At 55.7% G+C, this 17624-nt stretch carries 11 protein-coding genes; 7 read left to right on the top strand and 4 right to left on the bottom strand.

Annotation, left to right across the window (positions count from 1 at the left end):
• The first annotated feature begins 3 nt into the window (after positions 1–3).
• From Pla144_RS22930 to Pla144_RS22910, 5 genes are all read left to right on the top strand, one after another.
• The gene (locus Pla144_RS22930; RefSeq protein WP_146453044.1) at positions 4–2946 is read left to right on the top strand and encodes a protein kinase domain-containing protein; all 2943 of its coding nucleotides are present in this window, start codon (positions 4–6) and stop codon (positions 2944–2946) included.
• 441 nt (positions 2947–3387) lie between these two features.
• Positions 3388–4098: a hypothetical protein gene (locus Pla144_RS22925; protein ID WP_146453043.1), complete on the top strand. Its 711-nt coding sequence runs from the start codon at positions 3388–3390 to the stop codon at positions 4096–4098.
• Between the two features lie 430 nt (positions 4099–4528).
• Positions 4529–7090 (top strand): PD40 domain-containing protein, encoded by a 2562-nt coding sequence (locus Pla144_RS22920; RefSeq protein ID WP_197530955.1) that lies wholly within the window; start codon positions 4529–4531, stop codon positions 7088–7090.
• A 39-nt stretch (positions 7091–7129) separates the two neighbouring features.
• A complete protein-coding gene (locus tag Pla144_RS22915; protein WP_146453041.1) occupies positions 7130–11617 on the top strand; it encodes a DUF5050 domain-containing protein in 4488 nt (1495 codons plus the stop codon).
• An 18-nt stretch (positions 11618–11635) separates the two neighbouring features.
• Complete coding sequence (locus Pla144_RS22910) at positions 11636–12028, top strand: hypothetical protein (RefSeq protein WP_146453040.1); 393 nt, start codon at positions 11636–11638, stop codon at positions 12026–12028.
• A 39-nt stretch (positions 12029–12067) separates the two neighbouring features.
• Here the strand turns inward: Pla144_RS22910 and Pla144_RS22905 are convergent, their stop codons facing one another.
• A complete protein-coding gene (locus tag Pla144_RS22905; protein ID WP_146453039.1) occupies positions 12068–13114 on the bottom strand; it encodes a YHYH protein in 1047 nt (348 codons plus the stop codon).
• 18 nt (positions 13115–13132) lie between these two features.
• A complete protein-coding gene (locus Pla144_RS22900) occupies positions 13133–13840 on the bottom strand; it encodes a hypothetical protein (RefSeq protein ID WP_197530954.1) in 708 nt (235 codons plus the stop codon).
• A gap of 682 nt (positions 13841–14522) precedes the next feature.
• On the opposite strand from Pla144_RS22900, the gene Pla144_RS22895 reads away from it, so the two are divergent.
• Positions 14523–14963, top strand: coding sequence for a hypothetical protein (locus Pla144_RS22895; RefSeq protein WP_146453038.1), 441 nt, complete (start codon positions 14523–14525; stop codon positions 14961–14963).
• A 195-nt stretch (positions 14964–15158) separates the two neighbouring features.
• Here the strand turns inward: Pla144_RS22895 and Pla144_RS22890 are convergent, their stop codons facing one another.
• On the bottom strand, positions 15159–15713 hold the full coding sequence (locus Pla144_RS22890) for a hypothetical protein (RefSeq protein WP_146453037.1): 555 nt from the start codon (positions 15711–15713) through the stop codon (positions 15159–15161).
• A gap of 458 nt (positions 15714–16171) precedes the next feature.
• Here Pla144_RS22890 and Pla144_RS22885 point away from each other — a divergent pair, with 458 nt between their 5' ends.
• On the top strand, positions 16172–16564 hold the full coding sequence (locus tag Pla144_RS22885) for a hypothetical protein (protein WP_231936522.1): 393 nt from the start codon (positions 16172–16174) through the stop codon (positions 16562–16564).
• Positions 16565–16773: 209 nt separating this feature from the next.
• Here Pla144_RS22885 and Pla144_RS22880 read toward each other — a convergent pair whose 3' ends face one another.
• Complete coding sequence (locus tag Pla144_RS22880) at positions 16774–17454, bottom strand: hypothetical protein (protein ID WP_146453035.1); 681 nt, start codon at positions 17452–17454, stop codon at positions 16774–16776.
• Between the last annotated feature and the right edge of the window lie 170 nt (positions 17455–17624).

Here is a 17624-nt window from a genome sequence, read left to right as displayed (position 1 = left end):
ACTATGAACACCCAAACCAACTCTGCCCGTGCCATCTTTCTCGACGCGATCGAGCAGGACAACCGCACAGACTTCCTCAGGCAAGCATGTGAGGGAAATCCGGACTTGCGAGCGCAGGTTGAACGACTGCTCCGGTCTCACGATTTGCTCGGCACGTTTCACGATAATCCCCAGACGGGCGTGGCAACTGTCGAATCGCCAATCACAGAAAGGGCGGGCGACACAATAGGCCCCTACAAACTGCGCGAATTGCTCGCCGAAGGGGGGATGGGGAGCGTATTCGTGGCCGAACAAGAGCAGCCCGTACGTCGCAAGGTGGCGCTCAAGGTCATCAAGCCCGGCATGGACAGTCGCCAGGTGCTGGGGCGCTTCGAAGCCGAGCGGCAGGTCCTGGCCCTGATGGATCATCCCAACATTGCCAAGGTACTCGACGCTGGCACGACAGAGAACGGTCGTCCCTACTTTGTGATGGAACTGGTTCGCGGCGTCCCGATCACTGAGTTTTGCGACCAGCGGCAGCTCACCTCGCGGCAACGGCTTGAATTGTTCATCCCGGTCTGCCGCGCCATCCAACATGCCCATCAAAAGGGCATCATCCACCGCGACATCAAGCCTTCGAACATCCTGGTCACCTTGCACGACGACCAAGCCGTGCCGGTGGTGATTGACTTTGGCATCGCCAAGGCCATCAACCAGCAGCTGACACAGCACACCATCTACACGGCATTCAATCAACTCATCGGCTCCCCATTATACATGAGCCCTGAGCAGGCGGAGATGAATGCCCTTGATGTCGATACCCGTAGCGATATTTATTCCCTGGGGGTGCTCCTCTATGAACTCCTGACGGGCAGCACGCCGTTTGAGAGCGAAACCTTCCGCCGCGAGAGTTTTGACGAGATGCGGAGGATTATCCGGGAGGTCGATCCCCCTCGACCCAGCCAGCGAGTCAGCACACTCAGCGCCGAGAATGCCTCGACTGTGTCCGAGCAACGTGGAGTTGACCGGCGTCAACTCGACCGTGCTTTGCGGGGTGACCTCGACTGGATCGTGATGAAGGCCCTGGAGAAGGACCGCAACCGCCGCTACGAATCGGCGAGTTCGCTGGCCGCCGATGTGCAGCGGTATCTCGATGGTGAGCCGGTGAAGGCGCGACCGCCGCGGCTGTTCGTTGGGGTCCGTACGTGGTGTCGTCGACACCCCAGAACAATCTGGGCTGCCGCTTCTTTCTTGGTGGCTGCATCTGTCGTCGCAGCGATTAGCATATTGATGATCGCACAGGCTTATCGGCGAGAATTTGCCCAACGACAGATGGCGGAGGCTAGCGAACGCCATGCACAGGCCAATGCCCGCCGTGCTGAGGCAATCTCCAATTTCCTGGTGAAGATGCTTGAGAGTCCGCGTCCCACGCACGACGGCCGAACCGTCACCGTGATGGAAATACTCACGCGAGCTGAGCGAGACGTCAATCAACAATTGCGGGATGAGCCGGAGACCCAGGCTGCTCTGCTAGATGCAATCGGCAGATCGCGACTAGCCCTTGGATTGTTGCTCGACGCGATTGGACCGTTAACAAAAGCCTACGAACTTCGCACGGCAGAACTTGGCCCCTATCACCCGGAAGCCCTAGATAGCCTTGTGTTCCTCGCACGTGCGTACCGAAACGTCGATCAGACTAGCGCCATCCGACTATTGGAAAAGGGATTGGCACTTCAGCGAAGAGTGCTCGGAGTCATGGAGCCGAGAACTATTGGCACGATGGAAGCGCTTGCCGAAACTTACGCAACCATGGATCGCGGTGAGGAGGCTATCAAAATACTCGCTGAAGTCGCAAATGCGCGCCGAGATTTACTCGGCCCAGATCACCCGGATACGATTAAGTCACTGGCGAATCTCGCCATTGCCAAATGCGATTCCAGGATTTGGACGAATTATGGCGACGATGCTGACTTCTTTACTTATGCAAGGAGCGGCGGCTTCCCGAAAGAACTGCTTCCATCCTTGGAGCGTGCAGTGACTCTGAAGCGAGAGGAATTCGGCGACGGACATCCGGAAACACTCAACTTCAAAAGGCTATTGGCCTTAGCCTACTGTGGTACAGGGCGCTGCGCCGACGCGATCACGATTTTGCAGGACTGCTTGATCGAATACCAGGCGAGATACGGCAGAGATTACCCAGCGTCTGTGATGTACACGTGGTATCTCCGGAGTGCAATAAAAGCCAAAGTCCTTGCCGATCGCGATGCTGGCAAGCTCGCGGAAGCCGAGCAATTCGCTGCCGACAACATCGCCGAGAGCCTAAAAAATGGTCGCTATGTGGTCGTCATCAACCTCTTGGAATTTGTACCGGTCAGTCAAGTGGATGATGTGATCGCGTACGCGCTGGCCGACGATTACCGCCGGCTACCAACGGGAATAGACACACTGGTCATGGGCCAGCTGAGACTTCTCGACCGAGATGCAGCAGCCGCCCTCCCCGTGATTGACTCTGCCATCGCTCGCGACCGCCGTTTTTTTTTCTACAACACACGCGGGTTGGCACTCTTGGAACTTGGCAAATTGGAAGAAGCCAAGACGGCGTTTCAACGCGTGTTGACCGCCCAACTGCGCGACGACGGGACTTTAGATGAGACAGCAGAGCGAACAGACAAGAGATTTGATTTAGGTCAGAGAACGGGCACGTTCGAACATCTCAAGGCCGCCTACTTTCTCGACTTGATTTCCGAGGAGAAATTTATTGAGGCGGTTCGCAGCGATGAGCGATTCGCGAGTGAGTCCCATTATTGCATCGGCTGGCGAAAAGAGATCCAAGGCGATGATGCGGCGGCTAGGGCCGCATACCGTCGCTGTATTGAAGTCGCGGAAGGCCTGCCGGAATACTCTACAGTGCCTTTTCAAGCCCGTTATCGATTGAGCAAACGCATTTCAAAAGAAAGCAACGATTGAAAACCCGGCCGGTGAGGCCCTCGCAGCGAACGAAAACTCTCACCGGCCTTAGACAAACCCTAGCGGTCGCGGTGCGCGCCCACAGGGCTGTGTCGATTAAATTGAATTTAACACAAGACTATTCGTCTAACGCATAAATAAGGACCTAAACATGTTACGAACCGTCCCGCCCTCTAACCGCTGCGTCCACCCGAAGGAGGATAAAAGTCTGATCTGTAAGGATGCTATGGCAAACGAAGACCCTCACCGGCCTCAAGCACTGCCATTTGCAGGAGAGGTTGTCGACACATGCAACATGGACGCATGGTGCTAATGACTCTAAGTGGCTGTAGTGGCTTAGATCAGTCGAGTGTGTTCGTGCGCCAAATCGCTTCGGCCGCGCTCTTCCGAAACGTCCTGAACCCCAATTAGCGAATGTTTGAAGTCCTCGGAGAAATTCTTATGTACTTGCTTCCAAAAAAAACATCTTTTCTTACTTCCTTTTTGGCACTAGCGGTGGCCGTGTTCACTGCGTATTACGCCCGAGCCGGCGTTATAGTTCAGTACGCAGCCGACACGGATATTGCGAATAACGACGATTTCACGGGCCCATTTAACTCTTTCGTCAATTATGTTTCGTTTCTCAACTTTGCCGGCTTTGAGCACGACTATGTGTGGGCCGTTCAGCCATCGGGAGGCACTACCGAATACGCGTTCAACATCAGTGCCAACTTTTCTACGGTACCGGCAGAAGCAATTTATTTGGAACTCGGATTCGGTGTCGGCGAAAATTTTGTCTCCGCAGCAAGCGTCTTTTCCGACCTGGATTTTGATGCGCCCCTACCTGGAATTCCAGCACCCTCGTCCGACAAAGTTTGGGCCACGGTCAATCATCAAGCCCATCGGATTCAATACTCAGATGGGTTGGCGGACGACGTCATCTATGGGATCGCAGAGTTCTCAATTGACGTACCGGACCTCCCAGTGTCGGTTAACGATTTTTACACCTCCAGTCAATTGCCTGCCAACCTTCCTGCAGGAGGTGGAGTATTTACGTTGCGTACTCGAATAGGACTAGCCATTCCCGAACCCAGTGGCGCAGCGCTGAGTGTGTTGGCCCTGGCGAGTATCACAATGATGATTGGCCTGCGTAAGGCAACGAAATTACGGTAGCGGCCGTTGTGCGATCGCCGATCGAAGGCGTCGGCGTTCCGAGTATTATTTGCATCTTGTTCAAGGCGCTAATCATAACTCGTTTTTTTTTCGAATCCTTATTAGAGATTCCGATTTAGACAAACAAAAAAAACCGGCCGGTGAGACCCTCGCAGCGAACGAAAACCCTCACCGGCCTGAGACAAACCCCAGCGGTCGCGGTATGCGCCCCCCAGGGCCTGCTTGTTTTCATTGTAACGCGAATGCAATCCACAAGATCCGTCAATCCCAATCACAAAGGACCTACAAAAGGTTTGGAAATCTTCCCAGCATCGCCGACCACTCGGCCGGACACCGCCCTGACCTCGATTTTGTCTTCGACGCCGCTTTCGAATGTCTCCTACAGTGTAAGTCCCGGCGTCTTGTCGAAACCGCAACCAACGAAACCAATATGAATCCCGCTCTTTATCGATTGCTGCTCGTCGCATTCGCATTCCAAACACTTTTCATCTGTGAGGTGGACTTCGCCCTGGCCGGACCGCCAGTTAAGCTCAATGGACCGTTGGTCGCCGGCGGAAACGTCTCAGAACACGTTTCAATCTTCAGTCCTGATGGCAGCCGCGTATTCTACGTGGCCGATCAGGATACCCTAGGGGTGCCGGAGCTCTTCAGCGTGCCCAGCGGCGGCGGTGCGCCCGTAAAACTCAACATTCCACTCGCGTCAGGGGTCGCGGCAGACTTTTTAGTAAATCCTGACAGCCCACACGTTTACTATCGGGATAAAAAAACGATTGGAAGTGCCGGAATCTTCTCGGTACCGATCGTCGGTGGCCCATCCGTGAATCTTAGTGGTTCTCTCGAAACATTAAATACTATGGGCAATCCATGCGATGGATATCTGTCCGCGCCTGACCAATGCACTTTCTTCGCCGAAAGCTATCCGCAAGGCATACTCCTGAGCCCCGACGGGAGACTTCTCATTTACGCAACGAACAACATCTATAGCGTTTCGACTACAGGTGGAATCCCGACGCTAGTCGCTAGCGGGGCTACGAGACAAGCTGCAATCACCGCGGACGGCAGTCGGATCGTCTATCAACAGTATAGTGGTAATGGACAGCAACTGCATAGTGTGCCAATTGGCGGAGGGTTGTCGGTACATCTGAATATCGGTAGTGGAGTTGGTGGGACTACTTTAAGCTCGGATGGTAGCAGCATTATTTATGGGGCACCCCTGGAATCAGGATGGGCGATTCTCAGTGTCCCTACAGCTGGCGGCACATCCGTACAGCTTAATGGTCCTTACGTAGCGAGTGGAACAAATTATTATCGCGATTTTCAGATGCAGTTCAGTGCTGATGGCGACCGCGTTGTCTATCGAGTGGACCAAGATACCCTCGGGCGTTATGAACTCTATAGCGTCCCGAGCTCGGGCGGGACTCCGATCAAGCTCAATGGACCGCTCAAGTCGGGATCAGTAGGCCCATTCTTTTTTCCAAGTTTTTTTGCACTCAGCCCGGACGGTTCCCGAGTACTATATACGGCCGCCCAGGACAAGGTCGGTGTATCCGACTTGTACATTGTGCCTATTGCGGGCGGAACGCCGCTGAAACTCAATGCTCCCTTGGGTGTTGGCGGCCGCGTTGACAGGATTGTGTTCACGCCCGACAGCAAGCGTGTCGTCTACCTGGTGCAGCACGAAGCAGGTGCAGCACTCGAACTTTGGAGCGTCCCGAGCACCGGGGGCACGCCGGTGAGACTCAACGGACCTTTGGTCGCGGGAGGGAACGTCGCGGCAGGTTACACAGGGTCGTTTGGCGTGAGCCCCGATAGTAGCCGCTATGTCTACGGCGCCGACCAAGAAATAAATGATTTCAACGAGTTGTATATTGTTCCCACGAGTGGCGGCGCACCGGTAAAGCTCTCTGAAGGGTTGGAAGTTAATTACTTCAATACGGAATTCAGTCCGGATGGAGGTCGCGTTCTATTCGAAACCGTGCAGAAGACGGGCGTTCCCAGGGAAATATATTCCCGTGTCGTGCGCGAGCATTGGAACGCGGGAGATGGGATTTGGGACACAGCCGCCAACTGGATTTACGGCGAGCTGCCCGACGAAGTCATGCAGGTAACGATCACCGGTTCGGCCAACGTCACCGCCACCGGCAACCCGACCGCGCGGACTGTCAATGAGCTATGCCTCGGCGGCGGTGCGGGCTCCTCGACCCTGACGCTCGCAACCAATGCGGCGCTCACGGCGATAAACGGCGTCGCAATTGAGTCGAACGGCATCTTGGCAGGCAGCGGCTCGATTGTCGGCAGCGTAGTCAATACAGGGATCATCTCTCCCGGCGAGTCACCCGGCACGCTGATCATCGACGGCGACTATACGCAGCACGCCGCTGGGCAATTGCAGATCGAACTGGCCAGTGCAGCCAGCTTCGACAAGTTGGTCGTCGCAGGAGACGCTTCTCTCGCCGGAACGCTCGCCGTTTCACTGGCTGGCGGGTTTGTGCCGGCATCGGACCAAACCTTCGACATTCTTGATTGGGGCACTCTGGCGGGCACGTTTCACACGTTGTTGCTGCCTGCACTCAGTGGGCAACTCACCTGGAACACCAGCCAACTCTATGTGTCCGGAGTACTTTCGGTGAACTCCGCCTTGCCGGGGGACTTCGATCTCGATGGCGACGTCGATGGACGCGACTTTTTGGCGTGGCAGCGTAATCCGGCTGCCGGAAGTCTGGCCATCTGGCAGTCAAATTACCCCAGTGCATCTCCCGGCGATTTTGATGTCGACGGCGACGTGGATGGCCGCAATTTCTTGGCGTGGCAACGCAGTCCTAGTATCGGAAACTTGGCCGACTGGCAGGCCAACTACAGTACAGGTTCTCAATTAGCGGGGAATGTCTCAGTACCCGAGCCAAGCACATTGGCCATCGTTGCGCTCGTAGTACTGCCTGTCATCTGTTGTCGGCGGCACACTTTACAACACCGTTTCTGCTTGAGTGTCTAAATCCTGAATCGCAAACTATTTAACCTAAAGGACCCAATCATGTTCCAAAAGCTTTTCAAACGTCGTCCGACTGGTCTCTCGCGTCGCGCTCACGCCGGTTATCAAGATACCTACTCCAATCGCTCGCGGCGCCTCAGCCTAGAATCGCTCGAATCGCGCCAGATGCTTTCACATTCGCCAATTGAATTCAACCCGCCGGGGCAAAGTGGGAATGGCGAGGATGATGGTGCCCACGCATTGCCGCACGGAGTGACAGTCTCGCAGCAGACACACTGGATCAACGGCGAGCCGTTCACAGTCGTTACAACTTTCATCGCGCCGGAGGCCGGCGCCGACGGGGGCACGAATGCTGGCGCGACCGCAGGTGCTCTCCACCCGCTCTCCAGCTTGCCCCAACTACACAGCAATCCGAGCGCCACGGTGAAGCTCTACCTCGATTTCGATGGCGACGTTGAGCCCAATTGGGGTAGCGGAGTGACGACTCCGGTGTTTGATTTTGATGGCGATCCCACCACGTTCAGCGACTCCGAACTTCAGAGCATCCTTGTCGCCTGGAGCAAGGTAGCTGAGGACTATGCGCCGTTCAATATCGACGTTACGACGGTCGAGCCGCTGGAGCTGGCGGACGGAGTCCCTGAAAGTGCGGCCAACGGCATCGCCCAGCGGATCGCCATTGGTGGTGTGGGAGATGGCTGGGGAGGAGGGACGGGCGTTGCCGCGATCGATTCGTTCACCAACTCCGCCGCTAACACGGCATTCGTCTCCTTGAATGCGGGCCCCGTTTGGGTCGGTGAGATCGCATCGCATGAGGCTGGGCACGCCTTCGGGCTCCTGCACCAGAGCGACTACGACCAGAACGGCGTGAAGGTGAATGAATACGCGGTTGGCACGGCCACGTGGGCGCCCATCATGGGGACCGTATATCGGTCGGTGACGACCTGGCACAATGGCACGAACAGTGCCGGACCGACGGCGTTCCAAGACGACATGGCAGTGCTCGCCCGCAGCGCGAACGGTTTCGGTTTTCGCGCTGATGACCACGGCGACTCGCTCGCTACCGCGACCGCCATGAGCTACGACGGCCTCACGTTCAGCGGAGCGGGCCTCATCGGTTCGAATAGCGATGTCGATGTGTGGTCATTGTCGATATCGACTGCCGATACCTATCGATTCAAGGTCGATCCTGCCGAGATCGGACCAAACCTCGATGCCGTGTTGGAAGTGTGGGACGCGGCCGGTTCCATCATTGCGATGGCAAGCCCCGCACTAAGCCAGGCCGCCGAACTGGCCCTGCCGCTATTGCCGGGCAATTATTTTGCGGCCGTGACAAAGACGGCCGCCTACGGCTGGCTGGGGGCCTACACGGTGAGCGTTGTCGCGCCGCCTGCAGGCGTCACAACCTCGCCGACGGAAACTCTGCTGGTTCCCGAGCGCGGTGCGGCGTCGTTCACGGTCTCGCTCGACACGCAGCCGACTGCCGATGTCATTGTCCCACTTTCCGTGAGCGATCCCGGTCAGGCGACACTGTCTACTGCGAGCCTGACGTTTACATCGGCCAATTGGAACGTGCCTCAAACGGTGTCGGTCAGTGGCGTCGACGACGACGCGATTGACGGGGACGTGTCGTTCAGCGTGACTGTTGGCGCCGTTTCGAGCACTGACACTGAGTATAGCGGTCTCGATCCGGCGGACGTGGCCGCGGTTAGCACTGACCATGGCTACGGAGGATTTCTTTACTGGACCGACCGTGACAGCGACTTGATCCAGCGATCGCCGCTCACGGGCGGTCCCACCGAGACGCTCGTCGATATTAAGGCGTTAGGGGGGATAAGTGGCGAAACTCAGCTGCGCGGTCTGGCGGTCGATCAAGCGGGCGGCAGAATGTACTGGGCCGATCAGTCGACCGGACTTATCCAGCGGGCCAATCTCAATGGGTCGAACGTGGAGACGGTGCTATCGGGCTTTGCTGGTGGGGCGCTCATGGGGATTGAGGTGGATTCTGTGGACGGAAAGCTGTACTGGGCCGACTCGAGTACCCAGAAAATCCAGCGCGCCAATCTCGACGGCAGCGGGGTTCAGGATCTTGTCACACAACAATCAGCCCTGAACCTCGCGCTGGATAGGGCCGCCGGCAAGATGTATTGGGGCGACACAAATCAAGGCGTGATCCGCCGAGCGAACTTGGACGGGACGGGCGTTGAGGTCGTTTGGACCGGATCGGGGACCGCAAACCCACGCGGCATTTCTCTCGACCCAACCGCAGGCAAGTTGTTCTGGTACGACTTCAGTGTCCGGCAGATTCTCCGCGCCAACCTCGATGGCACCGGCGTGGAGACGGTTATCGATCTGCCCGAACTCTCGCAGTCCAGCGTCCTGTGGACCAATGTGGATTCACGCGCAGGGAAGCTCTATTGGGCCGATCATGGAGCCGGCACGATTTACCGCTGCAACCTTGATGGATCGCAATTGACCAAGATTGTGAATGGGTTACGCAGCCCGCAGGAGACGTCGATCGTGGCGCCGAGCCTCACAGTGGTGCCAAGCACTGGATTACTTACCAGCGAGAGCGGCGATTTCGCCACGTTCCAGGTTGTTCTCACCACGCCCCCCAAGTCCAACGTCACGATACCGATCAGCAGCTCCAATTCATTGGAAGGGAATACCACGGTCTCGAACCTCGTCTTCACACCTGCCAACTGGTCGGTACGGCAGACAGTCACGATCGTGGGAGTAGACGATACAGTTGGAGATGGCAACCAACCCTACACGATCGTCCTCGGTCCGGCCGTTAGTGCGGATCCCGACTACGCTGTCATCGACCCAGCCGACGTATCTGTCACCAACATCGACAACGAAGTCAAGTTCCGTGTTGCGAACGACGCTTCGCCGGACCTCACGTATTTGTATGCCGGCGATGGGACTCCCCGCGGCACAGACTCACTGGACTCAGCGGACAGCGCACCGCGCGGAATCGCCAGCACGTCAGCGGGTGATAAATCTTGGGTGATCGACGCCAATCGACATGTCTACGTCTACGACGGCAGTGGTGCGCTGTTGGGCTCCTGGGCAGCCGGGACCCTGGCCAACAACGCTCAGCCCGAAGGCATCGCTTCCGACGGAACGGATGTCTGGATCGTCGACAACCGCAGCGACACTGTGTTTCGCTATGCGGGGGCCGCCAATAGGCTCTCGGGCACTCAAACTGCGGCCAGTAGCTTCAAGCTCAACAGCGGCAACACAACTCCCAAGGACATCGTGACCGATGGACAGAGTCTATGGGTCGTCAATGATGCGACGACGGACAAGGTCTTCAAGTATGCTCTCACCGGCGGACTACTTGGAAGTTGGACGATCGATGCGGCGAATAAAACTCCCACCGGAATCACGCTGGATCCCTCTGGTCCGAGCGACATCTGGATTGTCGATAGCGCAAGCGATCAGGTCTATCAATATGGTAATGCGGCCTCACGCACCTCGGGCAGCCAGGCGGCCGCGGCGACTTTCGCGCTCGCTTCCGGCAATGCCAATCCGCAAGGGATCAGTTCCGTCGTTGGATCGACCACGAGCACTGCGGCGGCCGATTTGACGCTCAGCAGTTCGGCCGTGAGCACGAGTGTCGAAGGGGATTTGGTGACCTTTAATCTCTCCGTGACGAACAACGGGCCGCAAAGCGCGACAAATGTCGTGCTGACGGACACGCTGGACGGCAATTGGGTCTACAACTCGGCATCGGTCAGTCAAGGGACGATCCAGCAGTCGGGCGGCGTGGTGACTATCAATGTCGGCGACTTGGCTGTCGGCCAGACTGTCACCGCAACGGTGTCGACGCAAGCGCTCGAGCCTGGCAACGCAACGAATTCCGCGGCGGTGACGGCCAGCACTCTGGACGGAGACCTGAGCAATAATGCGGCGGTGAACACCGTTTCGGTAGCGTCCGCGCCGATCGTGGTCACCGGGCCGGTCACTCTGAGCGGAAAAAAACTAAGCAACGTGACGGCCGCTACCTTCACCCACGCCAGTGGGGTCCACCCTGCAAACTACTACAGGGCCACGATCAATTGGGGCGATGGCACAACATCGAACGGCAGTATTTCGCAATCAGGCACGACGTACTCGGTGAAAGGGTCCCATACGTATTCTTCGAACGGAAACCATACCGTTTCGACAACGGTGACCAGAGTCAGCGGAAGCGCAGCGCCGCTCGACAGCGATAATCTCGTTCAGGCAGTTGTAGCTCCGCCAGTCTCTGTCGAAAAACTCAGCAGTGTCGCAGCACTGACAAATAACATCTCGCTGATGCCGACGACATCCACCAAACTGGCCGAGAGCAATCAGCTGATCGACACTACGGTCTCACCTTCGACTAGGAGCCATACCTCTGGCCCGTTGTTGACCACCGCGTCATCCCACCAGTTTTCGAGAAAAGCGGTGGACCGTGTCTTGGCGGACTTCCACGTGAGGGACTCGTTGGATGATGGGCTGTACTTGATGCTTGCCACGGAGCGGTCGCTGGCACTGAAGTTCTAGCGTTTCCACCGAGATCGAATGGCTGAGAGTGGGAAGGAAATCGCCGTCAGCGACCCGCTCGTTGGCGGCGGAGTTTGGCAAGAAGGGCATCCTTCCTGTGCGACTGGCGAGAGTGCGCGCTGGGCTTCTCTCTTTACCCACTTGCCCAGCTGGTTACGACAGCGCGTTGCGCGTACAAGTCGAACCGTCCTTGGAGGCATGTCAGCAACCCCTCAATCTGCCTTCGGTGAGTTTCCCCTCTGCGAGTTTCAGTGCATCCTTCGTGCTGGCGGTTGCATCAACTGCGGTGGCCTAGGTTTTCGGCGAACTGCTGGAGGTGTCTCCGCCGAGAGTAGACCTCAGCATCTTAAGCGGCTGGCTAACTCGCTGAAAGTGGTCCAACCGCCTTCAGTTCGAAGCGTCGTTACCTGACATCAGCGGTAGCCACCTAAAGCCCGAACCCCAGCTTATTCAACGTGGTGGAGGCGGGCGATTCCCGCGTGGAGGAGGTGGCGGACGCCTGCCATCGCCGCGAGGCCTTCGTTCATACGTTTCAACCGATGATCTGCCGTTCGGCTCGGTGTACTTGAACTTCCAAGTCTCCGCTGCGTCCGGCGAATAGGTGACCGTGCCCGTTTGGCCTTCCAAGCTGTACGTTAGCGTCGACTGCTGTCCAGTGGTCTCGAAATCTGTGATTGTCGCACCACGCAGCGGTTGAAGCGCTGGTCGAATAGGTGAATCTCGAGGCTGTGGTTCGATCTGGTCTCCCCGAATCGTAACGACTCCGCGCATACCTCCATTGATGTAAGGATACTTTTTCGTTGCGTGGTAATGATACCGACCCTGCTCATCAAGCTGACCATTGAATTCATCGAGTTGCCCGACTGGAGAGCCACCCGCTTCGGTCAGGCCATAGATCGGAAATCCGTCCAGAGCATAGGCAATGGGTTGCCCTTTTCCGACGATATCTTCCAGGTGGACGGGGGCAATGTGGTAGTGATAATCGTCGCCTCTTCCGCAGTGCCCTCCCCATTTATCTAGCTCGCCAGCCAGGAATGCATCTTCGCCCCGATTGTTCAGTGCATTGAAAATGGGAACCCCATTCACGGCGAGCGCGATCGCCCCGCGATAGAGGCTATTCTTCGCGGAGACGGGTTTGTCTGCCAGTTTTGGATTGAGCGGAATCTGCCAAGCGTTGTCGCCCATGTATGGCTGAGGCAGTGGAACCTGTTGCTGCCACGCGCGAATACCTACCATCATGTTGTGGTCCGGCAGCCCGTTGGATTCGACGTAAAGCATATCGGAATCCCAGCGCGTTTTGACATTCTTACAGTGCTCAAAGTGACGGGCAATGTCCGGTTTGTCTTTCATATCCGCCTTCTGGGGGTTGCCTGTCAGAACGTAAACCGACTTCTGGTAACCTTCGTTGGGATGGCGGTGCCACTCGTGCGCCGCCACGGGAGGTGTCACCAAGACTAAAAGAGCAAGGGTCGCTCCCGAATACGAAGTGTGATTCATTGGTAGTTCCGTCGTGTGTCACTTTGACAGGAGGATGGGAAACGTTTTAGGCGTACTTCCGTCAGGTGGAGAATCGACACGGAGTCGAAACAGCACCGTATTGTCAAGCTCAAGGTCGTCCGCCCAAATGAATTTTGCTCCTTCAAAATCGTGTTGATAAAAGGGGCGTTTAGGTCGAACCGTTTGCTCGGCATATTCTTTGGCAGCTTTCCAGGACCGATCGTCGAAATCAACTGCGAACCAGTGGTCCGGAATCTCCTCGTGAACTGCATGTGGATTGTCCGTGTCACCGTTGATCGGGCCATGCGAGACCGATTTTGCCTTCCAGTGCTTACCGGTCACCGTTCCGTCCGCCAACTTCAATATGAATCCACCGTCGCCAATCTGCGTATTGTTGTACTCCATGCCGGTCTTGGTGTCCGCGTTGTCCTTGGCCATCACGGCAATCGTCATCGGGTATTCGGGGAAAACGTCCACGGAGATCACGTTATGGGGCATGAACCGAATGGAGTCCACCGCAACCAGCTCACTATTGATGTAGAGCAAGAACCAGTTGTCTGCATAGACATTCAGCCGCTTTGTGTCCTCGATCTCTGGTTTTGCTCCACGACCTGGACGCTGTGGGCGAGGACCATCGCTGGTCCGCGGCCGCTGGGCCAAGGTGACGATCGTTGAACCGAATACAACCACTGCGACGGCGGCAAGTGCAAGGGCGCGATTACTCATTGTATTGTACTTATCAATTATCTGGCACGGTTTGGAGACTCTTGGATGCCTATTGCGTCGTAGTCTCACGCTATCATCTATTTCAATGACTTTTGATTTAACCCGACCGCTGGCAAGAAGTTTCGCGGAACTTGGCCAAATCGCCCAACTGAATAAGTGGTCATTTTACAAACTGCCGACATCTCAAGGAAGCGTGCACAACTTCTGTCCATTCGACTCTCCGGAACATGAAGTCGAACAATGTGCCCGCTGAACCAAAAAATGCGTTCGGATAATAGGAGCTTGTGCACACATCGCTGGATTCGGGGATCGGCCAACTCAGAGCGGTTGCATCATCCGATCGCAGATGCGATTCGGAGTTCGGCGCAGCGGTGGGTTTGACCGTTTGCAGCTTCCAGCAGCCAATTGCGTGGTCAAAGTGACTGCACTTGGCGGCTCGCGGATAATCGCACTGTGCCCCTGTGACAGAATGGGGGTGTCTTATCAGGGGAGGGCATTTCCGTTAACTCGCCTGCAGCGGGGCGAGGGGCACTATCGGCATGAGCCCTGGTCCCAGGAATAGCGAGTTGCCGTTTTCAGCGAAGAGGCCGCAGATTTTTGTTCCGATTGAAAATACTGTGAAGTCCCTCGCGAGAAACATGGAGCAATTTGTTATTGATTGCAGCTTTGTCGAGGTGTCGATATGGCGGATACAATTGCGAACATCGTGGTGTTCGGTGCGGTCACCTTGACACTTACGATCGGGGCTTGGAAGTGGAGACATAAGCCGTGGGGTGCTCTGGTCGCGTTCTGTCTCGGCCCTTTCTGGGGATTGGCTATTGCTGGGGTTATAATCTTCTTAGTTGGAGGTTCGAGACTAAGCGACGGTTACGCCCAAGGGGCAGTCCTTTTATTAGGCGGAATATACGGAGGATTCTCGCTTGCCCTCTTCTTCGCGTCCCTTCAATTCGTGATTCGCAAAAATTACGAAATCCGTCGAGACAGTGAACTTTGCAAAAAGGACAAGGTATCTGACACTTGGGTCATCGACCAACTAGTCGAAATCTATCCAGATGATGACCTCAGCAAAAGCGACGATGCATCTGACATCTCGCCCGACGCTACCAACGACAGACATCTCTAAGTTCCGGGGTTTGGCACGCCGACGCGTTTCCGGCAAGCTCCTCAACTAGCTCGGAGTTTCACATCGGTGCATCTAATCTCCGACGTCACCGGGGACGGCGGTTTGATTGTCCGTTCGTAAACGCCCCATGCCGCCCTCCGGTGCACGTCATGGTTATCCAACAATTTCAAGGTGCTCGAAAACAGACGCAACCGGTTAAAACGCAAAGATCAGGACCAATCCAAGGGCAACGCTTCCGAACGAGAGGCCTACGGCGCAGTAACGCATCTTGAACCGGTTGTATAGAAAGGCCCCGGTCGCCAAACCGAGCAGGCAAAGCACAATACCACTCAGTGGTCTAAAGGGATGGGTATAGTAGGGGCCAAACACGTCGGACTTTAACTCACCGGGAAACTGGTTCTCCACCAGCAAGACAACAAGGAAGAGAGGCAGCGAAAGCATAGCTCCACACCACAACATGAGGAGGTTAGGTACCAGGCTTAGCCCTCGCTCTGGGCTCACGCGCGCGGTCTCCGATTGTGCGCTCCCTGCACGACGCGTCTTGGCGTCCAGAACGGCCCAGGTTATGAGGGACAATACCGGGCCAACAACCAGAATGGGAACGACTACCGCGGGTTCTTGCAGCGCGAAACCCATGCTGAACAACGCTGCGATGAAAAGCGCGACGCACGAGACAACCAGACCAAGTGCGGTGGCGAGGACAGCAGGTGCGACCGCGACTATCAGGTCCCGCAAGGGAGTCCTTAACATGGCGAATTCACTTGCATTCTGCAGCGTATCCTGTGTAGAAAAACGAGCAACTCCGTCGGATAACTTGTTATTCGACACAAAAAGTGTCGATAAGCACAACCAAACATTGTAGCGAAATCGCGCAATTACTGCCAACTGACGACACCCGCCTTCGGTGGGCACTTGGGTGAAAAAAACGCAGGTCTCATAGTCTTACGCATCTTGGCACCTTCACCCAAGTTCCGGGGTTTGGCACGCTGCCGCGACTAGCCGTAAACAGTTTCTTGCGGCGGTCAGATTCCCCGCTGAACTTACGTGTAAGCCTCTATGTGGAGTGATTGAACTAGATGCGTCGGTCCTAAGCACGCCAGACTATCCTGAAAAACCGGATTTCACCTACTGCTGAGTGAGATTGCAGAAAGAAGTGTGACGAGCGTAGAATGGCGGGACTCATTTTTCTCCACGATGTGGAAAGACTTATGCGCATCATACTTGCGTCACTAGCCGGAATGCTTATTGGGGGCGCGTCATGTTCCCTCGTCGTGTCGCACAAAGGTCCTGTCTTTCACTGGGAGATGGCGGGTATGGCAATGGTCATTATTTGCGGAGTCTTCGGAGGAATCACAGGAGGGCTAAGTGCCTATCTTTGCTCTGCGTCTAAGGTGCCTATCATGCTCAGGGGATTCGTCGGTTTGTGCGGTGGGGCGGTGCTTGGCTTGGCAGTCGGTTTATTCTTTTCTGTTTCTTCGAGCGCTAACCATCCTAAAGCTCCAGAGGGTCTCGCTTTTTGGGTCGTTGCTGTGGTAGTAATTGCTGGAGGCTTAGCGGGCTTATTTGGAAGTCTGTTGGCGAAGACGAGCAATTCCGCATAGGAACAGTGCCTTATCCACCGGTCCCCCAATGTTTTTATGCCAAAAAGGCGCAACTCGCACAGATTATCTCCACCTCAGCTATCCTGCGGAGACGTGCACAACCTCCGCTAGAAACGGACGTTAGGCGATTGACGGGAGCAGCGGGTCATCCTGCTGCTGTATGCCGTAAGTTGCTATCGCAGACAAATAGAAACGACGACGGTAGAACTTTATTCATTGCCTTCATCGTCTTCTTCGGAATGAATCTCGTGCAATTGATAATGTTTTCCAGCAGCATCCCTGTAGATGTCATCGGCCAGTTTTTCCAACACGAGTTTCTCGCTTTGCCCGCGATGACTCTTTTGCAGTTTCGCTACTATGGCAATAGCAAGGGTCTGAAGGCCGACCACAATAGCCACAACTGCCAGAGCTCGAAAATAACCTTCTGCTTCGATCTCGCCCCAAATCGCTACAACAATCTGGAGAGCAAGTACTCCAACACACATGCAGAAAACTCGCTGAACCCATTTGTGCCTTTCCTCAAGCTGATCTAGGGTGAGCAGGAAGGCATAGGCAAAGGAAATCGCTGCAACGGTAAATGTAACCGTTGTCTTCCAATACGCATCACTGTCGATTTCCGTCCAGAGGCCGATTATCACAAGGATAGCGGAAGCAATCGATAGGCCGATCCCCGTTAGACCAAGCTGCACACGCCTTTTCTTTTCGATGAACGCAGCGCAAGACATCGAACAGATACTTGCTGCAGACACTGTAAAGCACGTAGCGAGAATCTTCTCTTGGAGCTCACCAAACTCACCACTCAGCACTGAGATGATCGCGACGACTGCCGTGAGCCCCAGGAACCCCAGGAAAACCTTCAAGAAGAAACTCTTGATGGCAGCGTAATCCATGTTGTTCCTCCTGAAATGTCGCTAGTGTAACAAGGAGTGCTAACTGCCCGTTGAAAAAGTCCCTTTCCCCCGGTCTTCCCTTGCAGTCCGGTTGGCGCTAGATTTGGTGGATTGAACTGGGTTTGATTTGTTTCGAGGAGGATAACGATGGCATTGGGGCGCCGCGAGAA

The organism is Bythopirellula polymerisocia, assembly GCF_007860015.1.
Lineage (GTDB): Bacteria > Planctomycetota > Planctomycetia > Pirellulales > Lacipirellulaceae > Bythopirellula > Bythopirellula polymerisocia.
Note: the sequence above shows the minus strand (reverse complement) of the source record. Positions and strands in the feature narration are given on the sequence as shown.

Coding starts and splice junctions, on each gene's coding strand:
- Pla144_RS22905 (WP_146453039.1), bottom strand. CDS start 13,114: ATGAATCACACTTCGTATTCGGGAGCGACCCTTGCTCTTTTAGTCTTG.
- Pla144_RS22885 (WP_231936522.1), top strand. CDS start 16,172: ATGCGCATCATACTTGCGTCACTAGCCGGAATGCTTATTGGGGGCGCG.
- Pla144_RS22895 (WP_146453038.1), top strand. CDS start 14,523: ATGGCGGATACAATTGCGAACATCGTGGTGTTCGGTGCGGTCACCTTG.
- Pla144_RS22900 (WP_197530954.1), bottom strand. CDS start 13,840: ATGAGTAATCGCGCCCTTGCACTTGCCGCCGTCGCAGTGGTTGTATTC.
- Pla144_RS22930 (WP_146453044.1), top strand. CDS start 4: ATGAACACCCAAACCAACTCTGCCCGTGCCATCTTTCTCGACGCGATC.
- Pla144_RS22915 (WP_146453041.1), top strand. CDS start 7,130: ATGTTCCAAAAGCTTTTCAAACGTCGTCCGACTGGTCTCTCGCGTCGC.
- Pla144_RS22925 (WP_146453043.1), top strand. CDS start 3,388: ATGTACTTGCTTCCAAAAAAAACATCTTTTCTTACTTCCTTTTTGGCA.
- Pla144_RS22920 (WP_197530955.1), top strand. CDS start 4,529: ATGAATCCCGCTCTTTATCGATTGCTGCTCGTCGCATTCGCATTCCAA.
- Pla144_RS22910 (WP_146453040.1), top strand. CDS start 11,636: ATGGCTGAGAGTGGGAAGGAAATCGCCGTCAGCGACCCGCTCGTTGGC.
- Pla144_RS22880 (WP_146453035.1), bottom strand. CDS start 17,454: ATGGATTACGCTGCCATCAAGAGTTTCTTCTTGAAGGTTTTCCTGGGG.
- Pla144_RS22890 (WP_146453037.1), bottom strand. CDS start 15,713: ATGTTAAGGACTCCCTTGCGGGACCTGATAGTCGCGGTCGCACCTGCT.